The sequence below is a fragment of the Paenibacillus sp. RC67 genome (genome assembly GCF_030020805.1).
Taxonomy (GTDB): domain Bacteria; phylum Bacillota; class Bacilli; order Paenibacillales; family NBRC-103111; genus Paenibacillus_S.
In genome coordinates this window covers 176,226-197,500 of record NZ_CP125098.1, presented here as the reverse complement: position 1 = coordinate 197,500, position 21,275 = coordinate 176,226, and the positions used below count along the sequence as shown (strand labels likewise).

Genomic DNA, 21,275 nt, shown 5'->3' with positions numbered 1-21,275 from the left:
GCATTTCATTGCACTTTCTAAAAACGGCAGTTCGGAAGTGTCTTGTTCCAGCAGATCGATAATGGCACGCGGGTCCCGGGAAGCATATGCAGCCCACGCTCGATGTGACAGCCGCAGCTGTTCATCGCTGACCGGCAGCCAAGATCCCTCCAACTGTTTCGTTTGTGCAGGAGTCAGCTGACCCAGTCCTTTAAAAGGATGCACTCCAGGGAATGAATCTATGCAAATAAGGTGAAGATTCGTGTCATTCATTAAATGCCGCTGCTTGGAAAACCACTGAAGCAAGTAGATCAGCATAGTTTGGTCAAACAAATCATATTCGAACCAGAGAACAATTTCTTTATAATGAGAGCATTGTTGAAGAGCAGCTTCTTGAAAATTGGTATGGGATTGAAAGCTGGCTGCAGGAACTCCTTTGGATGAGAAATACTTTATTCTTGCTTCTCTCGTCTCCTCATCGGTAAAAAGCACCGACAGGGGCCCTTCATACAACGATTCACGCCATACTAGAACATCGCCCTCTATCCCGCTCTTCTTTAATGTAGAGCCAAAGCTGTCCCCATTCACTATATGAAGCATATCTCACCGCTCCTCACAAATTTCTACCGAACGTAAATGAACAAAGAGGGGGCTCACACCCCCTCCATAACTTCTATTCGTTTCCTAAAAGCTGCAGCAGCTCCTGCTCATCGTTGATAATTCGGATGCCAAGCTCTTGGGCTTTAGTCAGCTTACTTCCGGCACTTTCCCCGGCAATAACAATGTCCGTCTTTTTGGACACACTCCCGGTTATCTTGGCTCCCATAGCCTCCAGCTTTTTGCCTGCCTCATCACGGCTCATAGCGGTTAAGGTTCCGGTTAAAACGATGGTTTTACCGAAAAACGGATTGTCTGTATTGACTACCGCGGGCGCTTCCTCACTAAGCGGATTGACTCCTGCTTGAAGTAAACGCTCTATGCTTCGCTGCATGATCGGATCTCGGAAAAAGCCCACGATACTCTCGGCAACAATCTCTCCGATGTCCTGCAAGGTAACCAGCTCTTCGGTAGTAGCCTCCATAAGCTTTGATAGACTGCGATAATGGTCGGCAAGCACTTTGGTCGTCGTCTTGCCTGTATTAGGAATGCCGAGAGCAAACAAGAACGATGCCAAATCACACTGTTTGCTTTTCTCAAAGGCTGCCAGCAATTTGTTCGCTTTCTTCTCTCCAAACCGTTCGAGCTTAATCAGATCGTCAAACGTTAAATCATACAAGTCTGCCGGGTCCCGGACACCAGACTCTTGGTACAGCTGCTCCGCCGTCATAATGCTGAACGTCTCGATATCCATAGCATCACGTGATGCGAAGTGAGTGATCCGACCGATCAGTTGGGGTCTGCACTCCAAACGATTCAGACAGAACAAATGTGCTCCCTTCAGTTCTAGAGCAGATCCACATGAAGGGCAATGCTCAGGGAATACTATCTCCTCGCCGTCCGCCTCTTCAGTAACCTTGCCGAGTATTTCCGGGATGACGTCATTGGAACGACGAATCAGTACATGACTGCCTAAGGCATGTTTGAGGTTCTTCCGTTCGATATCTCCAATATTGTTCAAGGTGCAGTTTTGCACCGTAACTCCTGCGATGTCTACAGGCTCAACTTTGGCAACAGGAGTGATTTTACCCGTCCGACCCACTTCCCAAGATACGGATAGTAGGGTCGTAACGGCTTCTTCCGCCTCGAATTTGAAGGCAACCGCCCAACGGGGAAATTTATCGGTATATCCTAGCACCTCGCGAGTACGCATATCGTTAATTTTCACAACGAGTCCATCGATTAGAAAATCCAACGTATTACGCATTTCCACAATACTCTCTAATTCCTGCGTAACAGCTTCTATGGAATCGAAAAATTTGACAAAAGGACTCACTCTAAAGCGGTTAGCCTGCAAGAAAGAAACCATCTCTTGGTGGTCTTGGAACGTCAGGCCGTCCGTATAGCCAACGTTATAAAAAAAGGCATTCAGCTTTCGTTCTGCCGTTACTTTAGGGTTCAGGTTACGCAAGGCTCCTGCAGCGGCATTACGGGCATTTTTAAGCGGTTCTGCGGCAGTCTTATTGTATTTCTCAAGGACGGACAGGTTCATAATCCCTTCACCCTGGATCTCTATAACGCCTTCGTTATAGGGAATAGTGAGAGGAATGGATCGAATCGTCTTTACTTGAGCCAGTATGCCTTCCCCGACAACGCCGTTCCCGCGGGTTGCCGCCTGTACCAATGCCCCGTTTTCATAGGTCAGATTGAGGGTCAGCCCGTCAAACTTTAATTCCACGACAAAAGAAAGCGGCGGAAGCGGATTCTCCGGGTTCCGACCGTTATAGTCATTAACAAGTTTGGAGGCACGCGTATGCCAAGCCATTAAATCGTCCTGATTTTGCGCTTTATCCAAGCTCCACAGCCTTGATCTGTGTTTATGCTCATCGAAGCCTTTCAGCAATTGGTCCCCGACCCGTTGGGTAGGAGAATCGGGCAAGGTTACACCCGTCTCCCGCTCCATCGCTACTAGACGGTCGTACAAAATATCGTACTCCGCATCGCTAATGCTCGGTTCATCTTTCGTATAGTACTTATAATTATGGTTGTTAATCTCTTCGATGAGGGCTTTCATGGCCTGCAGAGCATCCGTCATATAAAGAAAACCATCCTCTCAAAATATAATCCGTTCTATTAGCTTTCCTTGGTAATAGGCGCAAACTTGGCAAGCAGACGTTTGATACCAACCGGCGCCGGAAATGCAATCTGCAGCTCCGTATCGTCGCCGGCTCCCTTGATAGCGACAACGACGCCGGTGCCCCATTTGCCGTGGGCGACTTTATCGCCCATCTTATAGTCAAGCACCGGCTTCGCTGCATTGCCCGCAACGTTGGCTGCAGTGCGAGCCGCAGGAGCAGCCCCTCCCACGGTTGGGCGGAAGCCTGCAGCCTTGCTTGGCGGAGCAGAGCTGCTTGCAGTCCCAGCCGAGCCAAAGCTGCCGCCGCTGCCGTAACGGCCCTCACGTCCGCCCCAAGAGCCGCCTGAACGCCCGCCAATCGTGCCTCCAGGCACAGCCATCTCTAGCAGTTCTTCCGGAATCTCCTTCAAGAATCGCGACGGAGCATTCATGTTCGTGCGCCCGAAGAGCGTTCGCATTTTCGCGCAAGTCAAGAACAGCTCTTGCTCCGCCCGGGTAATGCCTACATAAGCAAGCCGGCGTTCTTCTTCCAGCTCTTCGTTATCGTTAGACGCGCGGCTGTGCGGGAAGACGCCTTCCTCCATCCCGATGATAAAGACAACAGGGAACTCCAATCCCTTAGCACTGTGCATCGTCATCAGTACGACCGAGTTATTCGCATCCGCAGCATCCTCTGCTGCGTTATTCATTGAGTCGATATCGGCAATAAGTGCCAGATCCGTGAGGAAGGATACAAGTGACTTATCGTCGTTACGCTTTTCAAATTCCATTGTAACCGACAGAAACTCGTCGATATTCTCGAGTCTGGCAGTTGATTCGATTGTTTTCTCACGCTGCAGCTCTAACCGGTATTCGGTCAATTCCAGCATTTTTTCGGTCAACTCAGTGACAGACAAATACTCGACCATCCGATACAAATTATCGATCATTTCCCGGAAGTCGGTTAATGCATTTTTCGCCTTAGCTCCAATCTCCAGACCGTCTATCCCTTCGAGCAGCGCAAACATCGAGATGCCTCTTCTTCCAGCAGCCTCCATTAAACGATCTACGGTTGTGTCGCCAATCCCGCGCTTAGGCACATTAACAATCCTCATGAAGCTAACATCATCGTCAGGGTTAGAGATCAGACGTAAATAAGCGAGAATGTCTTTAATCTCTTTACGATCATAGAACTTGATACCGCCGACGATTTGGTAAGGAATATCCGATTTAATCAGTATTTCCTCTATGACCCGAGATTGCGCATTGGTCCGGTACAAAATCGCATGTTCGTCGAATCGTTTGCCGCTTTTCACATTTTTATTAATTTCGTTCGTAATAAAGTACCCTTCTTCATGTTCCGAGTCGGCTTGATACAAACGAATTTTGTTGCCTTCCCCTTTGCTGGTCCAGAGATTTTTTGCTTTACGTCCAGCATTATTAGCGATTACCTTGTTGGCCGCATTCAATATATTAGAAGTAGAGCGATAATTTTGCTCCAACAAAATGGTCGTAGCTTTAGGGTAATCCTTCTCAAAGTTCAGAATGTTGCTGATATCTGCTCCGCGCCAGCGATAAATCGACTGATCACTATCCCCTACTACACAAATACGCTTGTGCTTATCCGCTAGCATTAGACAAAGCATATACTGCGCACGGTTCGTATCCTGATACTCGTCCACATGGATGTATTGGAATTTATTTTGGTAAAAGTCCAGCACTTCAGGGACTTCCTGAAACAACCGGATCGTCGTCATAATCAGGTCGTCAAAATCCAGGGAGTTATTCATTTTCAGCTTCTTCTGGTACAGCTTGTACACCTTAGCTACGATACCGTCGAAATAATCACCGATAAGGTTTTCTAGCATTTCGGGAGATTTCAGCTCATTCTTCGCGGTACTGATCGCCGCTTGGACTGCTTTTGGCTCAAACTTCTTAGCGTCGATATTCAGCTCTTTCATACAGTTCTTGACTACGGACAGCTGATCGCCGGAATCCAATATCGTAAAGCTGGAGGAATATCCAATTCGGGAAATATCCTTGCGAAGAATTCGTACGCACATGGAGTGAAACGTGGATACCCAAATATCTTGTCCGCCTGGCCCTACCAGCTTACCTACACGTTCCTGCATTTCCCGAGCCGCTTTGTTCGTAAATGTGATGGCTAATATGCTCCAAGGGGCTGCTTTTCTCGTTGCGATCAAATAGGCGATCCGGTGAGTCAATACGCGGGTCTTACCGCTTCCCGCTCCCGCCATAATCAATAAAGGGCCGTCCACAGTCTCTACGGCCTTTCTTTGTTCCGGGTTCAAGGTTTGTATGGATGCTAATATGTCAAACGTATCGTTCATCTTCATTCAGTTCCTTTCCATGCTTATTGACGGGCCTTTGCCTCTCTTACCGCCTGTACGGTAGCCAGAGCCTGCTCCAGTTGATCATAGACGGCATTGCCTACAATGATGGTATGCGCCGCTTCCGCTGCCTGATAGGCCTTCTCCGGGCTATCAATACCACCTCCGTAAAACAATCGGGCATCCTTAAGCAGCCCTTTCATACGGGCCACTAAGGCCATGTCTCCAAAAGTACCGCTGTATTCCATATAAAAAATCGGGCAATGCAGCAGACGGTCTGCCATTCTGGCATAGGCCTCTACGTCTCTAACGTCGAGATCTGTGTTTGCCTCCGTTATTTGCGCCGCTGTAGACTGTTCATTTAATATGACGTAGCCTTCCGTAAATACTTGGCTCCAGTCTAATATAGACCCATATTCACGAAGCGCCTTCTGATGATGTCCTACGATCCATTGCGGATCGCCTGCATTTAATACCATAGGAATGAAAAACATATCGAAGCCCGGAACGATGGCGTCTTCATCAGAAACCTCCAGCACACATGGAACCTCATATCTCCTTATGCGCGATAATAGATCCACCGTATTGTCAAATGTAATCCCGGAGGAACCTCCAACCATAATGGCATCAGTACCTGATAAACAAACCTTTTCCAGCCACTCATCCGATATTTCCCGATCCGGGTCCAGCTTAAAAACGTGATTCCACTGCTTAAAATCCCAATGCAACGTAGTGCCTCCGTTCTTGATTTGGCGCTTCCAAACGTTCTCTTTTAACCTTCTCTAAAGCTAGTCTATGCTACAGTGCATACCGTGTCAAATCCGTTTTCATCCAGTTTCGCCCAACATTTCGTCTAAAAAAAGAAAAGGACTAAGAACGCGTGTTCTCAGTCCTTTTCTCTATAAGAGGTTGTTCAAAAAGTCCAATTTTGATCACGAAGTGAGTCAGGAAGCACCTCGGCATCGAATCTTGAATTCAGCTGGGCCTTCCGGTGCTCACGTACCCAAAACGTACGCTCCGCTCCTGAAGTCCCTAGCTTCATCCAACCTTCTTGGTGCTGAAAACCGACCTTTTTGAACACGTACTATAAATGTTTCATTTGCTTCATATAGGCCCGCCGCGTCAGCAAAAAATAAAATAGCTGCATCACTGCATAAATGAGCATGATGGTTACTCCATACTTCCAAACGGAAATGCTGACAAGATTGCTGAGTGCCTTGTAAGCGAATCCTGCATGTACGCTGCCGATTATAACAGGGATAAAGAAGATGATCCCGATCTGGGTATTCGTAATTTTACGTATTTCCTGCATCGAGACTCCAATTCTCGTTAGCGCTTTGTACTGGGCCTGGTCCTCCTGCAGCTCAGTAAACAGTTTAAAGTACAACATACTCCCGGATGCCATGAAGAACAGAATACTGACGAACATCCCAATGAAAAGTGTTAACGAGCTGAATTGCTTCATGGACAAAAAAGATTCTGTACGATTAGAGAAACGAGACTTCTGGTCGGAGGGCAAATCCCCTTCCAACTGCTTAATGGCTTCATCCGCCTTTTCCCAGTCCTTGAGTTCATAACCGATATAAGCGACTTTTTGCTCCTCTGGCATTGTCCCTAGAAGAGTTTTAAACTGATTGTCATTCAAAAGAACAATGTACGTCGCCTCATATATTGGATTAAGGATAGCCCCATCCAACTGACCGTCCATTCGTAATGTTAATTCAGACCCTGCGGTTGTCGTCATCAGATCCCCTTTGCCGAAAAGGGTTACTTCGGACTCGCTATAAGGATTTACGATGACGGCATGGCCTGGTTCAATGGCTATTGATGGCTTCTTGCCGCTTCGGCTTTGGCCCTGACTTGCTAAACCGTTATATACGCTGGCAGGCAGTAGGAGCACGTCCGTCTTTCTGTTATTATACGCTTTTATTTGGATAGAGCTCTGAATCCCCACAGCCTGAATTTGATCTGTAATCTGTATTCCATGACGAGTCATCACGCTCTTCACCTGATCCGGCTGCAACGAGGGTGGTACGGTAGAGCCTTTGGCCACAAAGCTAATGCTTTGAGGAAAATGATCCATGATCTGTCCCCTTGCTCCTTGATAAAACATATAAACAGACCCTGACGCCGATAAAATGACCGCACTTAAGATAGAAACCGTAAACAAGATCCTCGCATTGTCTTTCATTTTAAATACAAGCTGCGAGATCGTGATGAACTGCGTGTTGCGATAATAAATTTGGGGCATCCGCTGCAGTCTTTTCAATATAGCTACGCTCGCTTGGGTGAACAGAAAATAAGTGCCCACCACCGTAAGGAAAACAACCGGCATCATCACGATGACCAAATTGTTGGGAGTTGCAGTATAAGCGACGCTGTACCCTGCGATGAGACAAGCTGCGGCCAAGAGGACAAGCCATCTGGATGACGCAGGCATGGTCTTGGGCTTCTTGGAAGCCTTCAGCAGCTCAATGACCTGATTCCTGCTCATGCCAACAAGAGTAATAAGCGTGATAGCCAAGAAGAGGACGAGAAAGCCTACTCCCGTGTATAGCAGCGCCTGCGGCACAATAAGAAAACGTATCGGGTTATCGACTTGAAGCAGCTCGGCTAAAGCCATAAAAAACAGTTTCGAGAAAAGTGTCCCTAGACTGCAACCAACTACGATGGACAGAACCGCAATTGCGGCGTTTTCATAGAGCACGAGCTTATTGATTTGCGATCGGGTCATGCCGAACAAGGTCAGCAGACCGATTTCCTTTTTGCGTGTCTTTAAAAAAGCGAAGCTGGCATATAGCACGAAGAAAAACGAAAAGATGACGATCAGAAACTCGCAGGCAACCATGCCTTGCCTTACCTTGGCGGCAGCTTGAATCGTTCCGTTCACTACGTCCGGGTGGAATATAAATGAAGCATAAATATAAAAGATCATGACAGAAAACGTACTGCTCAGAAAAAAAGCGATGTACCGATGCCAATTGCCCTGAATATTTTTAAGAGCGAGCTGTCGAAAAGTCATCGAAGTTCCCTCCCAAATAGCTTAAGGCATCCAATATTTGCTGGAAGAACGCCTGCCTGTTGGAGCCTCTGCGAATTTCGTTAAACAGCTTGCCGTCCTTAATAAAAATAATTCGTTTGCAGTAGCTCGCCGCGAAAGGATCGTGAGTCACCATAAGAATGGTGGCGCCCCGCTCCTCATTCATTTCTTTGAGCGATTCCATTACATCCTTGGCCGCTTTCGAGTCCAGGTTGCCCGTCAGCTCATCCGCCAGCAATAATGCAGGCTGATGAATCATCGCCCGAGCTATGGCCGCTCTCTGCTGCTGTCCCCCGGATACCTCATAGGTCCGTTTATCCAAAAGTTGAGTTATGTTAAGTGTCTCGGCTATTTCCTGAACTTTACGCTCGATGTCAGCTGCCTTCATATTTTCCAACACTAGAGGCAGGATGATGTTCTCTTTCATGCTAAGCGTCTCTAACAGGTTAAAGTCCTGAAAAATGAACCCGAGCTGTCTCCGTCGAAACAGGGCAAGCTGCTTATTGTTCAGCTGATTGGGATTGGTTCCATTGATTTCTATATGTCCCGAAGTTGGCTTATCTATCGTTGCGAGCAGATTTAGAAGCGTCGTTTTCCCGCTGCCCGATGGGCCCATGACCCCTACGAATTCACCCTCCTGGACCTCCAGCTGCACCTGATCCAGCGCTTTATATACGGCATTGCCATTTTTAGTTCCGTAGGTTTTACATAAGTTTTCTGTTTTTAAAACTGCCATTTACTTTGCCTCCCTAACCATGATTCATTAATAACATGCCCTTAGTATAGAAGAGGGGTGCCAAAGCTGCTATCGATTCACCTTACAAAGTAGATGGCTTTCTTACAACATTGTCACCTTTCTATCGTTTAAGAATGTCATGAAGCACCGATGCAGGCGGGAAATGTAGGGTAACCGTAGCTCCTTGACCTTCTATAGAAGAGATGTCCACACGATGACCGAGCTTACGGCATAGCTCCTTGACCAAATAGAGGCCCATTCCGGTCGATTCTCCCACCTTTCTCCCGTTTTCTCCGGTGAAAAAAGGGTCGAACACACGCGGGAGATCCTGTTCTGCAATGCCAATACCGGTATCGCGGAAGGATGCATACACTCCATCTATCCCTTTGGCTACCATGATATCGAGCTGCTTATCTGCAGGGTCTTCGGTTCTTTTGGCGTATTTAATAGCATTGGTAACAATTTGCCGTATCGCTACGGCTATCCATTTCTCATCCGTTTCCACATACTGGGCGTCCGCCTCGACTGTGAGTTTTGGATACACTCCACTCCGGATACAGGCACGCTTATGTTCATTAATGATACTGCGTATGATCTGCTCCAAATTTACTTTTTTCACATGAACGTCCAGCTCGAATTTCTCAAGACGGGCCGTCTGCAGCATCATATCGAGCCCATGCGCCAATCGGTCATTTTCCTCCTGAATGCTGTGCAGCACCAAGCGAAGCTCCTGCTCGTGAACCGATTCCGTTTTTTGAGTCAGCAGGTCGATGACGGACACGGGCGTTTTCATCTGATGGACCCACTGTCGGATAAATACATCATGCTGCTCCTGCTGTCTCCTGTACTGAACCAATCGATCCTCATATCCGCCATGTAGCTGATGCAGTAGGTCTATCATTATCGTTTGTTCTCTTTTCAAGCCTAACGGCAGGTTACTAATACGTTCCATTCTGTCCGGATTGCTTCGGATGGCCTTCAGCTTGAGAAAATAGTCTCTTTGACGAACATAATCAATAAGAAGAAATATAACAATTCCGGATATAGACAAAATAAAGATATAGATAAGATTGTCCGTTTGCAGAGAAACCCCTTGTGGTAGTATAGCCAGCTCAACAACAAGCAGAACAAAAAGGATATTAACTAAATAGATGACGATATAGCCCATCCTATCAGATACAAAATCGATCCATTTCATTCCCCATCCCTCCAGGACGTGTTGAGCCGATAGCCTTGTCCGCGAATCGTTTCTACGGCCTTAACAATGCCCAGCTCCTCCAGCTTCTTGCGCACACGTGTCACATTCACCGTTAAAGTATTGTCATCAACGAAATCAATATCGTCCCACAAAGCTTCCAATAAAGACTCCCGTGTTATAATCCGATCCGCTTGCTTGACAAGGCACTCCATCAACAAAAATTCATTGCGTGACAAGTCAATTCTGGATCCGTTCCACTCCATTGTATTTTTGGAAGCATCTAAGGCTAGTCCCGCGACATTCAGAATGTCTCGCGGCATTGGATTTGCACCTGCATATTCTCCATAAGTCCGGCGAAGCACACTCTTCACCTTGGCTATGACCACATCTAAGTGAAAAGGCTTCGTAATATAATCGTCCCCGCCATTTTCTATGGCCATGACCTGATCCATCTCACCGACACGTGCAGATAAAAAGATAATAGGTACATTGGATACCGTCCTGATTTGCCTACACCAATAGAAGCCGTCGTAATGAGGAAGATTAATGTCCAGTAAAACCATGTCTGGTTTAGAAGCAAGAAATGATTGTTTAATATCCCGAAAATCAGTTACTCTCTCGGCTGCATATCCGAACTTTTCCATGTGGGAATGCAGGATTGATGCAATTTTATCGTCATCTTCGACAATGAGAATCCGGTACAAAACAACACACCCCGTTATTTCGAAATTCCAATCTTTCTCATTATACCGCTTTCCCTAGGCCTATTGCAGCTTCAGCGCTTTTACATGGACGGTGAGTCTTTAATATGAAGCACCTCTATCGAGGTTTTCCAAGATGAGCGACGAAAAACCCCTGCCATTGTGCAGGGGTAATCTTATTCCACAAACTTTTGAGAGCACTACATGAACTTCCCGCCACTAAATGAAGTAGATCTTTCTTGGGAGGAAGACAAGGAAGAGGAAGCATTAGCCTGCTCGTCGGAATCGTGCCACTCAAAGCTATTGCCACCCCGGTTGCTTGTTGAAGTGATTGCGCTGGAGCTTGCATTAGCGCTGTCATCAGTCCAATTGAAGCTATTCCCGCCTTGGGAGGAAGATGCTGATATGGCCGAATAAGAATCTTGGTTGCTGCCGTATTTCGCGGCCCCTCCCTCCTGCGCCCATTGGTTAGCAGAGGTTCCCGAGGATTGTCCAATAGACCCATTTCCTGCCGTTGATTTAAAGGCAGAAGCTGTATATTGATTGGCGATACTTTGTGTAGTCGGATTTTGATTTTGGCTGATGCCGGAGCTTCCGCTTCCAGAGTCGCTTGTATAGCTTTGGCTCTGATTAGGAGAGTGGCTGCCGACAGACGAGCTGAAGTTAGTAGCGAAGCTTTGTCCGTAGCTTTGCCCTCCTTGAGTAGAAGGCTGCTGATAAGAGCCTGCTGCCGCCCCGCCAAAACCACCTGCATCATAGGTATTAAACGACGGCTGCTGCTGCTGCTGATATTGCGGACTTGCATTGTACATCGGCTGATGCTGTTGCTGTTGTTGGTACATAGCCGCTGTGTTTGTGTTCGCGCTTTGGATGGACTGCTGAACTATAGACTGCAGCTGCTCCACCTTTTGAACTTGCTGTTGGAGATCTTGTTGAATCTCCTGCTGATTAGCCATTTTCACCGAGCCATAGCCGTTTAGTTGGGATAATACTTGGAACAACTCCGCCTGTTCCTGCATTGTTCTTTGGGACAAGCTTTGGAACGTCTGACGAATGGCCGGATGTGTCGCTTCCAAAGCAGCTGTCGTATATTCACGCGCCGTACGCTTCAACTCGGACAATACCAGGTTGCCCCAGTCCTGCTCTTGAAGCGGTGTATGCTGATGTGTGGATTGATTCATGAAATTTTGTTGTTGATACATCTTGTGTGCACCTCCTATGTCATTAGTGGGTCATCTGAGTTTGCTGCTGCAGCGTTCTAAGCAGTTGATTGGCATGCTGTAAACGATCCTGAGCGATCTGCTCCAATTTTTGCTTTAACTGCGGCGATTGGCAATCGGACAATCCGTGGACGGCCAATTTGGCTAACAAATCTTCATTCTTCAAGCTATCGGTTATGTACGCCAATTCCTTGGAGCTGACCGTGTTCATACTTTGCTGCTGTTGCTGTCCTTGTTGATTAAACATCGATATGTCCTCCTTTCGTTTTTGACAAATATAGGTTGTCCAAGATGTGGAAAACTATGTGTATGAATATTCCAAATTTCAAAAAAAATCGCCCACACCCTGCATTTAGCAAGATGGGGCGAAAAGACTATGGGATTATATAACCCGTTATTTCATTTCTTATTACTTGGACTGAGGTTGCTCCGCCTGTGGCGTCGTCGGCTGCGTTTCTGGGGCAGCTTGCTGCTCAGGAGGCTGCGGAAGCTGCTTGAACTTGTCAGCCAACTCCTGAATCGACGTTACCGGTAAGGAATACGCCCACTGGCCGTCCTGTTGGACCAGCCATAGATTATCCTGATCCACCTTGCCCAAGTAAACGGTTGTCGTCTCCTTATTAGAGGCGTCAGCATATTTGATCTCAAGTCGAAGCTCAGGCGAGTCCATCTTCACTTGCGCAGCCGGTTTGGCAGGCTGTTCTGTTGCCAAGAACTGCACCTTATCCAAATAAGCGCTAGCATCGGAGCCTTTCAACTCTTTATCGTCCAGCTTCCAATTCGCCTCATAGGACTTTTTATCGGTGTCCGTCTTCGTCAACGTCGATTTCTGACCTTTCCAGTCAACACTTATACTGCGCACCTGTTCATACTCTAGCCGAATCGGACTTTTCTCCATGAGGTCGAGTTGAGTCTTGGCAAGTGATTTGACCTGAGAATCATTAATTTTAAACACCTCAGGCGAGCCGCTGAACATGGCATAATCGAAGCCTTGAACAAGCATCGCGTTACCTATGCTCAACGTTTGGACCGTACCATTATTCAGCTTGACGCTAAACTGCTGCTGCGGCTTATCCAAGCCGAATTTGGCCAGATCCTTACCCTCAGCATCAATGGTAGCATCTTTATCTTTAGTCACTCCATTAAAGGAATCAATCCAGCCGTTAGCGCTGTACTCATTTAGAGGAAGGGCAGATGGCTTGGTCATCGTCCATTTGCCGTCTTTTTGCTGCATTTCAATTTCAGTTCCGCCCGCTTGGATCGTATAGCTGGCTACATCGTTCGGATTCACCTTCACAAGCGATGCTCCCGCTTCCGGCTTCTCTTTGAAAAAGTTTTGGCTTGACGCGTACCAAAAGCCTCCTATACAAACGATAACCAGTATGAGGGTGGGTATGAGCCGCTTCATCCTTTTCTCCTCCTCCACCAAATCGTTCCGCCAACGATCAGGAAGAGTAACGGGAATAGCAATACCGTGCCATAGAAAATAGAATAGGCTTGACCGCCAGTAAACATAGCCATTTGCGCTTGATTTTCACGCGGACGAATGGTTACTTGGTCTTTTTGCTCCTGCAGCCAGCCTACGCTGTTCAAAGCGAAGTCGCGGTTGCCTTGTTGTTGAAAGTAATCATCTCTTAAAGAGGTATAGCTGCCAAGTACGACCGCTTTAGGCTTGTTGTCTTTGGTCTCTACAACATAACCCAAATTCAGCGGGCCTTTAATATCTTTATCTCCCTTGGTGGTATTGCCTTTAACCAACGCGGCCAAGTCCGTCTTACCGAATGCCGAATCGGATGTTTTCAAAATGCTGGTTGCCTGGAAATCGGCTGCTGGCTTATCGACATTCATCGAAACCGCAAGCCCCAATTGCATCAGCAAGTTATACGTTTGCAGCTTGCTCGTAATTTCATGAGCTCCGTACTCAGGAATAATGGTAAGAGGAGACATCAAACGGCTTGACTTAGGATCTATAGCAACCGCATGCTGATCCGTAATGCCATACACAGCAAGAAGGGAATCGATATTTTTCCACTCTGTAGCCATATTTTGATTGGAGCCCAGCGCCATGTACAGCTTGCCTTTACCGTTTAAATACTCCTTGATGATTCCTGCTTCTGCATCGCTAATATCCGTTTGCGCACCAATGATGAATAAAGCTTGTGCATCATCTGGAATTTTGCCCTCGCGAAGCAAGTTGAGGTCCTTTACGGTATAGTTCGCATTCTCAAGGGAGCTCTGCCACAAGGTCATCTGGCTGAGCGGCGTTTCACTATGCCCAGACAGGAAGTACACGGTCGTCTTGTCTTTGACGTTCAGGTTAACGAGGGCCTGAGTAATCTTCTGCTCTCCGCTAAATTGATAGTCGGTTTGGGATTGGCCAGAAGCCTGGAACATATCATAGAAGTTAACCACTTTCTTCTGGGCCCCGCTTTCGATGACCAATACCCCAGAAGGATCGACGCCCTCGTATTGATTAGCAACCTCCGGATGCTTCTCGATATCGAATTGATCGAAAACGATTTTGCTGTTGCGCTTCTTATATTCCTGAACCAAATCGACAACTTCACGGCTCATGACAGGTGAAGTCTGTGAGCTGGTCAATGAAACAATATGAACATCATTGTCGAGCGTTTTTAACGTATTGATCGTCTGATCGGATAACGTAAATTGTTTGTTTTGCGTTAAATCGACCTGCAGCGTTTTCGTAGAGTTAAGGAAAATCGTCAGGACGATAAAAATGCCGATCACCGCAAGCGAAAGCACGACCGCATTCGTTCCGCGAATCCACTTATTCAATTGCCTTTCCCCCTTCTCGCCTTGCGCCTAGGGCAAAGCCGGTTATCTCCAACGTTTTCTTTCGAGCACCTGTATGCTTAACACGATAAATACGATAGCCAACGTCACATAAAAGAGAATGTCCGCAAAATTCAATACACCCTTTTGCAGATTATTCCCTCTGGCAACGATCGAGAAAATGCTCAGGTATTCTTTAACCCGACCCGCGGCAACCGTGTCTCCCAGCCAATCGATCGTCCAAAGGACCAATAGCATCCCAATGCCTGCCAACCCGGACAGCATTTGATGAGAGGACAGCGTGGAAGCAAACAAGCCTACCGCCATCATCGCTGCTCCAAGCAGGAACATGCTGAGGAAGGATAGCCACAATACCGGCTGATCCAATTTACCGTAGGAGCTCATAATGAGCGGATACAGCAGGCAGCCTCCGACCAAAAGCAGTTGAACGACAACTGCGGCCATGTATTTACCGAGAATAATCTCCGTAATGCTGACCGGTGATGTCAGCAGCAGCTCATCGGTGCCCTGCCGAAGCTCGTCGGATACAAGGCGCATCGTTAAGAACGGGATCACCAACAGATATAGAAAACTGACCGGGCTGGTGACCATACGAACGTCGATCATCATGGAATATAAAAAGTTAGAGCTGAACATGTACCCTACAATAAGGAAAAAGAATGCAAACGCCGCATAGGAGGTCGGCGAGTAAAAATACATTTGCAGCTCTTTTCTGCAAATCGCCCAAGTTCTACGCATTCGGGGTCTCCTCCTCCTCTAGAGCTGCCGCTGATTCATCATCCGAAGCCGTCGTCGCTTCGTTGGTCGTCAGCTTGAGGAAAATATCCTCGAGGCTCAAGCTTTCTTTCTTCATCGCAAGAATCGGATAACGCAGCTCCGCCATGCGGAAGAAGAGCTCTTCGCGAATGTCCGCATTGTCCTTCGCGGACACAAGCACTTTCACGGTCGGCTCGACCGTGACGGTTGGAGCAGGCTCCGCCGTAGGCTCAGCCTGCGAGGCGTCCGGCTGCGGCTCGAGCGCAGCCGGGGCTGTCGCTGCCGGTACGGCGGCAGCGGATTCTTCCGCCAGCGGCTGCACGCTGGCGATGATAGGCATGCCGCGCAGCTCGGCCAGTACGGCCTGGCGCGGGCCCTTGACTTCGAGCGATACTTCGAATCGCTCGCCCATCGATTGAGCCAACTGATCGGGATGGCCGTCCATCACGATGCGCCCTTGGTTGATGATCAATACGCGGTTACACAACGTGTTGATCTCTGGCAATATGTGCGTGCTCAGCAGCACCGTGTGATTCTCACCCAACTCACGAATGAGCTGGCGAATTTCAATAATCTGCTTCGGATCCAGACCCGAAGTAGGCTCGTCCAGCACCAGTAGATCCGGATTGTGCAAAATAGCCTGCGCCAACCCCATCCGCTGCTTGTACCCTTTGGACAGACCTCGAATGATTTGCCTTTCGCGGCCCTGCAGCCCCAGCCGTTCAACAACTTCACCGATACGCCGCTTCTGTTCTCTCCCTGGAATCCCACGCAAATCGGCAATGAACTGCAGATAGGCTTCTACAGTCATCTCCGGATATAACGGTGGTGTTTCCGGTAAATACCCGATCTTCTGTCTAGCTTTCTTCGGATGGTTGGCCATGGATAATCCGTCGATCGTAATTGAACCCAGCGTAGGATTCAAATAACCGGTGATCATCCGCATCGTCGTTGTCTTTCCTGCGCCGTTCGGCCCCAAAAAACCGACGATCTCCCCACGGCTCATGGAAAAATCGATATTGTGGACCCCTCTTTGGTTCTCGTACAGCTTACTAACCTGCTTTACCTCAAGCACGCATGAAACCCTCCATTCGAAACGAAATATGCGCCTACTTAAGCCATGTCCATAATTACAATTGCTTAACCTCCAACAATATACAAATAAAACAATAAAACCAGCTTAAACCAATCTGAAAATTAGATTAAAAATATGTGTCTGAATTATGAACAAAATAAGGCTATCTGGGGAATCGACGCTCAGTGAACATCAGAGAACGACAAAAGGAATACTACTACGAGGGGAAAGAGGTTCCATATAATAAGGAAAGGAACTTGTGAAGAATATTAGACGAGGATGTGAAGTGGATATTGACCTGTGAGGCTAAGTTAGATTCACGGCGCCGTCATATATGAGTCCAGTTTATAAAAAAAGGCCCTCTCATAATAGGAGGACCTGGCATTTCAACTATTTATTTTCCAAGCTTCTTTTTTAATTTGGCAATAGCATCGGCCTGCACTTGATCAAAACGGGCTCTATAGCTATCGAGAGCCTTCTCGCTAACTCCTTGGCTTGCCGCTTCGCTTAGAATGCTATCAAACTTCCCTTGACACTCGCTCACCTTAAGCATTCCTAGCAAAATCAGGTGCTGCTTTTCATCATCATCCGCACCGACGTATTGATCGGCCAAAGGCTGCAGGGCATTGCGGCAGCTATTCTCCAGTGCAAGGAGCTTTTCTTCCGCTTTAGTTTGAGCTGACTGGGCGTTGCTCGATGAAGAGCTCGATCCGCCACCGCCTCCTGAACCACCGCTTACAGCAGGCGTAGTCGCAGGAATTTCCGACTTCGGCTGTTCAGTTTTCGGTTGCTCCGTCTCTGTAGTCTCCTGCTTTACTTCGTCCTGTGTTTTAGCCGAAACTGTGTAAGTATCCGGGTTCCACTCGATTGTTTTTCCAACGGCTTCAGAGAAAAAACGTAAAGGAACATATAAAGAATCCTGATATATCAATCCAGGCAAATTCGAATCGATCTGTTTACTCTGGCCATCAAACATATAACTTACTTTTTCCTTGTAAGCAATAATTGGGGTCGATTTCAGATTAGAAGAATTCACTTTCTCGGAAGCAGCTCCATTACGCACCTTTGTATTCAGGTTGTATTCACTGATCTCTGTCATGTCCTCTACCTTCGGCTTCTCTACCGTTACTGTATAGGTATCTGCATCCCAACGCACCGCTTTGTTCAATGAATAAGAGATAAAACGAAGCGGTACATAAGTGCTACCTTCGTAGATAAAGCCTTGCTGATTCTCCGGAGGAGTAAACTTCTCACTATCGAAAACAAATTGAATAGGCGCATAGTACACGTCAATAGAAGACGGCGTTTGTTCTGCATAGGCAGAGCTTGCCCCCCCTAACATCATCATGGCTGTAACACTCAAAACCTTAAGATTTTTTAACATTGGATCTTCTCCTTTTTATCAAATATGCCAACTATTAGAATCTTTTATATGATATAGTATAATAGTACTTAATTCCCATTCCAATTTAAATTAAGGAGGAAATAGACCTATGCCATTGATCAATGTGAAGAAAGTCTGGACTCCGTTAGAATTGTTCGGTATTGAAATATTGCATGCCTCAGAAGATGGGCATTGGTATATTAAGAGACCTCGTCGACCTCTAAAGCGATTGTTCTAATATCCACAGGATGAAACAGTACTTTTATACTACATAATATATGAAAATTGAGTCTTTCCAACCATACAAACATATTGTAGAAAATAATCGATTTTTGTTATAATAATGATAATTCACATAGTTCGTACGATAATGGCAAACTTACTGAAAAGTAAGGACGCAAAGCTATAGGGGCTTCATCGTCTTGACGATATGCCAGCCAGCTACCGAATAACGGCTTTCGTCCGATTTCTTATGTGTAAACTAAGAAAAGAGGAATGTGAGTATGAGTCTGACTCTAGCAGCAGCTAGATTTGGAATCGCTTCCCGTCACATTTCGACAAAGGAGCGATCTTGTTGATTATGTATAGTCTTTTCATTTCTTCGATCCTAGTCTTGCTTGTCGGTATGAGTTATTGGAAAGATAAACAGTATAAAAAAAGAGGCTTGCGTTAAAAAGATACCTTAGGGTATCTTTTTTTGTGCCGAATTCAAGCTTCCCATCCCGGATAGCTCCATAGCCCTCTCAACGATACGATGAATACACGGAATAACCTCATGCTGTGACACTCGCCTCCACCGGCTCCGCCCATGTCTAATGAACCTAGTATGTTCATTAATGTTGACTTCCCTGAGCCAGAAGGGCCCATTATGGATATGTACTCGCCTTTGGAAATATTTAGATTTATATTTTGCAGGCTTGTGACTGTTGAACCTGCTTCTGAAATTTCTTTTGATATGTTTTTTAGTTGGATCAATTGGCCAGGTCTCCTAACACTTATCTCCTAACGATAGATTTTACCTCTCGTTGATTCACGTTGCGTCTCATTTAGATGTTACTACTGAGTATGCATTCTTGTAATTTGATATAGTTTTTCTGCCAATGGATTCATAAACTATCCTAGCTTCACCCGCAAGTTCAAGGGCATAGCAATTCCGTCCATCAATAACTAGAGGATTTTTCATTAACTTACCATACTTATCGATATCAAACTGCCTTATTTCAGGCCACTCTGTAAAAATAAAGCAAACCTCTGCATCTTTTATTGTTTCTTCAATTGACTCACAGTACATTATTTCACTTGGGAACTTTCTTCTAAAATTATTTGCCCCAATAGGATCCCACACTTTTACTTTTGCTCCCTCCTCCAAAAATACTGGAATGTTGTCAAGAGAAGGCGCTTCTCTCAAATCATCAGTGCCCGGTTTGAAGGTGAGTCCTAATACAGCAATATTAATATTATGAAAACTATCAAAGTATTTTCGAGCTTTTGTAATCAATCTTAGTTTCTGGTTTTCATTTACTTCAATAGCAGCTTTTATCGTTTTTAGTTCACAATCATTGAACTTAGCAAGCCAATGCAGAGCCTTAGTGTCCTTAGGAAAACATGAGCCACCGTAACCAATTCCCGCGTTTAAGAAACGACCACCTATTCTGGGATCCATCCCCATCCCTCTAGCCACATCTTCAACATTTGCCCCCACAAGCTCACATAAATTAGCTATCTCGTTAATATAAGATATCTTCAAAGCCAGAAAATCATTTGCCGCATACTTAATCATTTCGGCGCTATTTCTATTCGTAATAACATATGGAATATTAAATTCTGAATACATTTGTTTCATTACTTCTAAAGCACGAGGTGTTTCAACACCTAGAACGATTCTGCTAGCATTGAGTGTATCCTTTATTGCGGTTCCTTGAGATAAAAATTCAGGGTTTGACACAACTTCAATATTTACATGATGCTTTAAATTGTCTCTAATTAATTGCTCTACCTTATCACTAGTACCTACTGGTACTGTAGATTTAACAATAACTGTACAATCATTTTCAATCGTTTGGGCTAGCTGACGGGATACATCATATACATATTGTAAATTAGCCGAACCATCTTTTTTTTCCGGTGTACCTACCCCTATCACTATTACATCTGGGTGTCTATACGCTTCATCATGATCACTTGTATATTTGATCCGATCTTTATTTTTTATCATTAGTTCTTCTAAGCCTTGTTCGAAGATTGGCGCCTTCCCTTCAGTCATATATTCAATCTTATTTTTGTCTATGTCAAAGCATGTTACTAAATGCCCCTTTTCAGCCAAGCATACTGCTGTGACTAATCCTACATAACCAGTGCCTGCAACAGAAATTTTCATTTCTTAACCTATCCTTAGTATTTTTTTTATGTTCCGCTTCACTCCGATTATAAAATAATCAAAGCTAGTGCCATATTTATCTTTAAAAGATTTTACGATCCTAGGATCTAACTTTGCATCATAAAACTTACACCGTTCAGTGCTTTCATTAAGAATGGCATCATACTTTGAAGTAACTCCACTATGAGTGCCAGTTCCATCAAGTCCAATATTCTTTATTCTGGACACAACAGGGTATACAGTTAACATATTTAACTTTGATTGCGTATAACACCATCTAATTGCCCAGGAATCAATCTTACCTTGCATTTGAACATCCAGCATATTGGCCATATCTCTTCCGCCTCGATTAAGTCTTTCACGTAAAACTTTACTAGATCTAAATTGATTGTAATCCGCAACATCCCAATCTACTTGCTTCCACCTATCTTGCCAGGTCGCCCAGCCCCAGCTGCAACCCCTATAAGATAAGTAAATCTCGTTTTTATAATCTTTTGGAATATTTAAGCCGAAGGTATACCCACTAATGGACCATATATCCCTATTAAATTCATAGTAATCTAACGCATCATTCATATAGTCAAGAAAATCAGGAGAAGATATTAAATCATCTTCTACTACAATAACTTTTTGATATTTTTCAATAACTTCACTTACTCCTGAAATAACGGAAGTTGCAAGCCCTCTATTAGACTTAGCCTTAATAACTTTAACTGATTTAAAAAGATTTCTATCTGACAGAGAATCAACATAAGCCCTAACAAGATTAACATTTTGAATTGCCTTCTCACTTCTGGCAGCATCCGAGTATATAAATACCTCTGTGTCTTTAGCTGAATGATTTTTTGCAAGAGCTTCAATAGTTCGTCTCGTATGTTCTGGACGTGCGTATACAAATAATACAACGGGTGCTAGCATCTATGTAATCCCC

Annotated in this window: 19 protein-coding genes and 1 riboswitch (1 of these 20 only partly in view); of the genes, 1 reads left to right on the top strand and 18 read right to left on the bottom strand. The window is 45.7% G+C overall.

The features are described from left to right. The 15 genes from QMA13_RS00875 to QMA13_RS00805 all read right to left on the bottom strand — a co-directional run. Positions 1-579, bottom strand: the 5' portion of a protein-coding gene (locus tag QMA13_RS00875; RefSeq protein ID WP_282938877.1) for a DUF1835 domain-containing protein. Its footprint begins 420 nt before the window's first position; only the first 579 of its 999 coding nucleotides appear in the window; the start codon lies at positions 577-579; its stop codon lies beyond the left edge, outside the window. Positions 580-652: 73 nt separating this feature from the next. Continuing rightward, positions 653-2,671 (bottom strand): NAD-dependent DNA ligase LigA, encoded by a 2,019-nt coding sequence (gene ligA, locus QMA13_RS00870; protein ID WP_282938876.1) that lies wholly within the window; start codon positions 2,669-2,671, stop codon positions 653-655. Between the two features lie 38 nt (positions 2,672-2,709). Further along, a complete protein-coding gene (gene pcrA, locus QMA13_RS00865) occupies positions 2,710-5,043 on the bottom strand; it encodes a DNA helicase PcrA (RefSeq protein ID WP_282938875.1) in 2,334 nt (777 codons plus the stop codon). A 23-nt stretch (positions 5,044-5,066) separates the two neighbouring features. Beyond that, positions 5,067-5,771 (bottom strand): heptaprenylglyceryl phosphate synthase, encoded by a 705-nt coding sequence (gene pcrB / locus QMA13_RS00860; RefSeq protein WP_282938874.1) that lies wholly within the window; start codon positions 5,769-5,771, stop codon positions 5,067-5,069. A gap of 356 nt (positions 5,772-6,127) precedes the next feature. Then, positions 6,128-8,065, bottom strand: a complete 1,938-nt coding sequence (locus tag QMA13_RS00855) for an ABC transporter permease (RefSeq protein WP_282938873.1) — start codon at positions 8,063-8,065, stop codon at positions 6,128-6,130. After that, positions 8,040-8,819, bottom strand: coding sequence for an ABC transporter ATP-binding protein (locus QMA13_RS00850; RefSeq protein WP_282938872.1), 780 nt, complete (start codon positions 8,817-8,819; stop codon positions 8,040-8,042). Before QMA13_RS00850 ends, QMA13_RS00855 begins: the two co-directional genes overlap by 26 nt. Positions 8,820-8,940: 121 nt before the next feature. Continuing rightward, positions 8,941-10,017: a sensor histidine kinase gene (locus tag QMA13_RS00845; RefSeq protein ID WP_282938871.1), complete on the bottom strand. Its 1,077-nt coding sequence runs from the start codon at positions 10,015-10,017 to the stop codon at positions 8,941-8,943. Beyond that, complete coding sequence (locus QMA13_RS00840) at positions 10,014-10,721, bottom strand: response regulator transcription factor (RefSeq protein WP_282938870.1); 708 nt, start codon at positions 10,719-10,721, stop codon at positions 10,014-10,016. Before QMA13_RS00840 ends, QMA13_RS00845 begins: the two co-directional genes overlap by 4 nt. 197 nt (positions 10,722-10,918) lie before the next feature. Continuing rightward, complete coding sequence (locus tag QMA13_RS00835; protein WP_282938869.1) at positions 10,919-11,920, bottom strand: spore coat protein; 1,002 nt, start codon at positions 11,918-11,920, stop codon at positions 10,919-10,921. 22 nt (positions 11,921-11,942) lie between these two features. Next, positions 11,943-12,185, bottom strand: coding sequence for a hypothetical protein (locus QMA13_RS00830; protein WP_282938868.1), 243 nt, complete (start codon positions 12,183-12,185; stop codon positions 11,943-11,945). Positions 12,186-12,347: 162 nt separating this feature from the next. After that, the gene (locus tag QMA13_RS00825; protein ID WP_282938867.1) at positions 12,348-13,346 is read right to left on the bottom strand and encodes a DUF4340 domain-containing protein; all 999 of its coding nucleotides are present in this window, start codon (positions 13,344-13,346) and stop codon (positions 12,348-12,350) included. Further along, the gene (locus tag QMA13_RS00820) at positions 13,343-14,734 is read right to left on the bottom strand and encodes a GldG family protein (protein WP_282938866.1); all 1,392 of its coding nucleotides are present in this window, start codon (positions 14,732-14,734) and stop codon (positions 13,343-13,345) included. The genes QMA13_RS00825 and QMA13_RS00820 overlap by 4 nt, the downstream gene beginning before the upstream one ends. A 42-nt stretch (positions 14,735-14,776) precedes the next feature. Beyond that, on the bottom strand, positions 14,777-15,490 hold the full coding sequence (locus QMA13_RS00815) for an ABC transporter permease subunit (protein WP_282938865.1): 714 nt from the start codon (positions 15,488-15,490) through the stop codon (positions 14,777-14,779). After that, positions 15,483-16,583, bottom strand: a complete 1,101-nt coding sequence (locus QMA13_RS00810) for an ABC transporter ATP-binding protein (RefSeq protein ID WP_282938864.1) — start codon at positions 16,581-16,583, stop codon at positions 15,483-15,485. The genes QMA13_RS00815 and QMA13_RS00810 overlap by 8 nt, the downstream gene beginning before the upstream one ends. A 394-nt stretch (positions 16,584-16,977) precedes the next feature. After that, a complete protein-coding gene (locus QMA13_RS00805; protein WP_282938863.1) occupies positions 16,978-17,967 on the bottom strand; it encodes a copper amine oxidase N-terminal domain-containing protein in 990 nt (329 codons plus the stop codon). Positions 17,968-18,076: 109 nt separating this feature from the next. Here QMA13_RS00805 and QMA13_RS00800 point away from each other — a divergent pair, with 109 nt between their 5' ends. Further along, complete coding sequence (locus tag QMA13_RS00800) at positions 18,077-18,205, top strand: hypothetical protein (protein ID WP_282938862.1); 129 nt, start codon at positions 18,077-18,079, stop codon at positions 18,203-18,205. A gap of 124 nt (positions 18,206-18,329) precedes the next feature. Beyond that, positions 18,330-18,416, top strand: a riboswitch (cyclic di-GMP riboswitch). Between the two features lie 259 nt (positions 18,417-18,675). On the opposite strand, the gene QMA13_RS36490 is transcribed toward QMA13_RS00800, so the two are convergent. From QMA13_RS36490 to QMA13_RS00785, 3 genes are all read right to left on the bottom strand, one after another. Continuing rightward, entirely contained in the window at positions 18,676-18,942 is a 267-nt protein-coding gene (locus QMA13_RS36490; RefSeq protein ID WP_282938861.1) for an ATP-binding cassette domain-containing protein, read from the bottom strand. A 67-nt stretch (positions 18,943-19,009) separates the two neighbouring features. Beyond that, on the bottom strand, positions 19,010-20,344 hold the full coding sequence (locus QMA13_RS00790) for a UDP-glucose dehydrogenase family protein (protein WP_282938860.1): 1,335 nt from the start codon (positions 20,342-20,344) through the stop codon (positions 19,010-19,012). A gap of 3 nt (positions 20,345-20,347) precedes the next feature. After that, positions 20,348-21,262 (bottom strand): glycosyltransferase family protein, encoded by a 915-nt coding sequence (locus QMA13_RS00785; RefSeq protein WP_282938859.1) that lies wholly within the window; start codon positions 21,260-21,262, stop codon positions 20,348-20,350. Between the last annotated feature and the right edge of the window lie 13 nt (positions 21,263-21,275).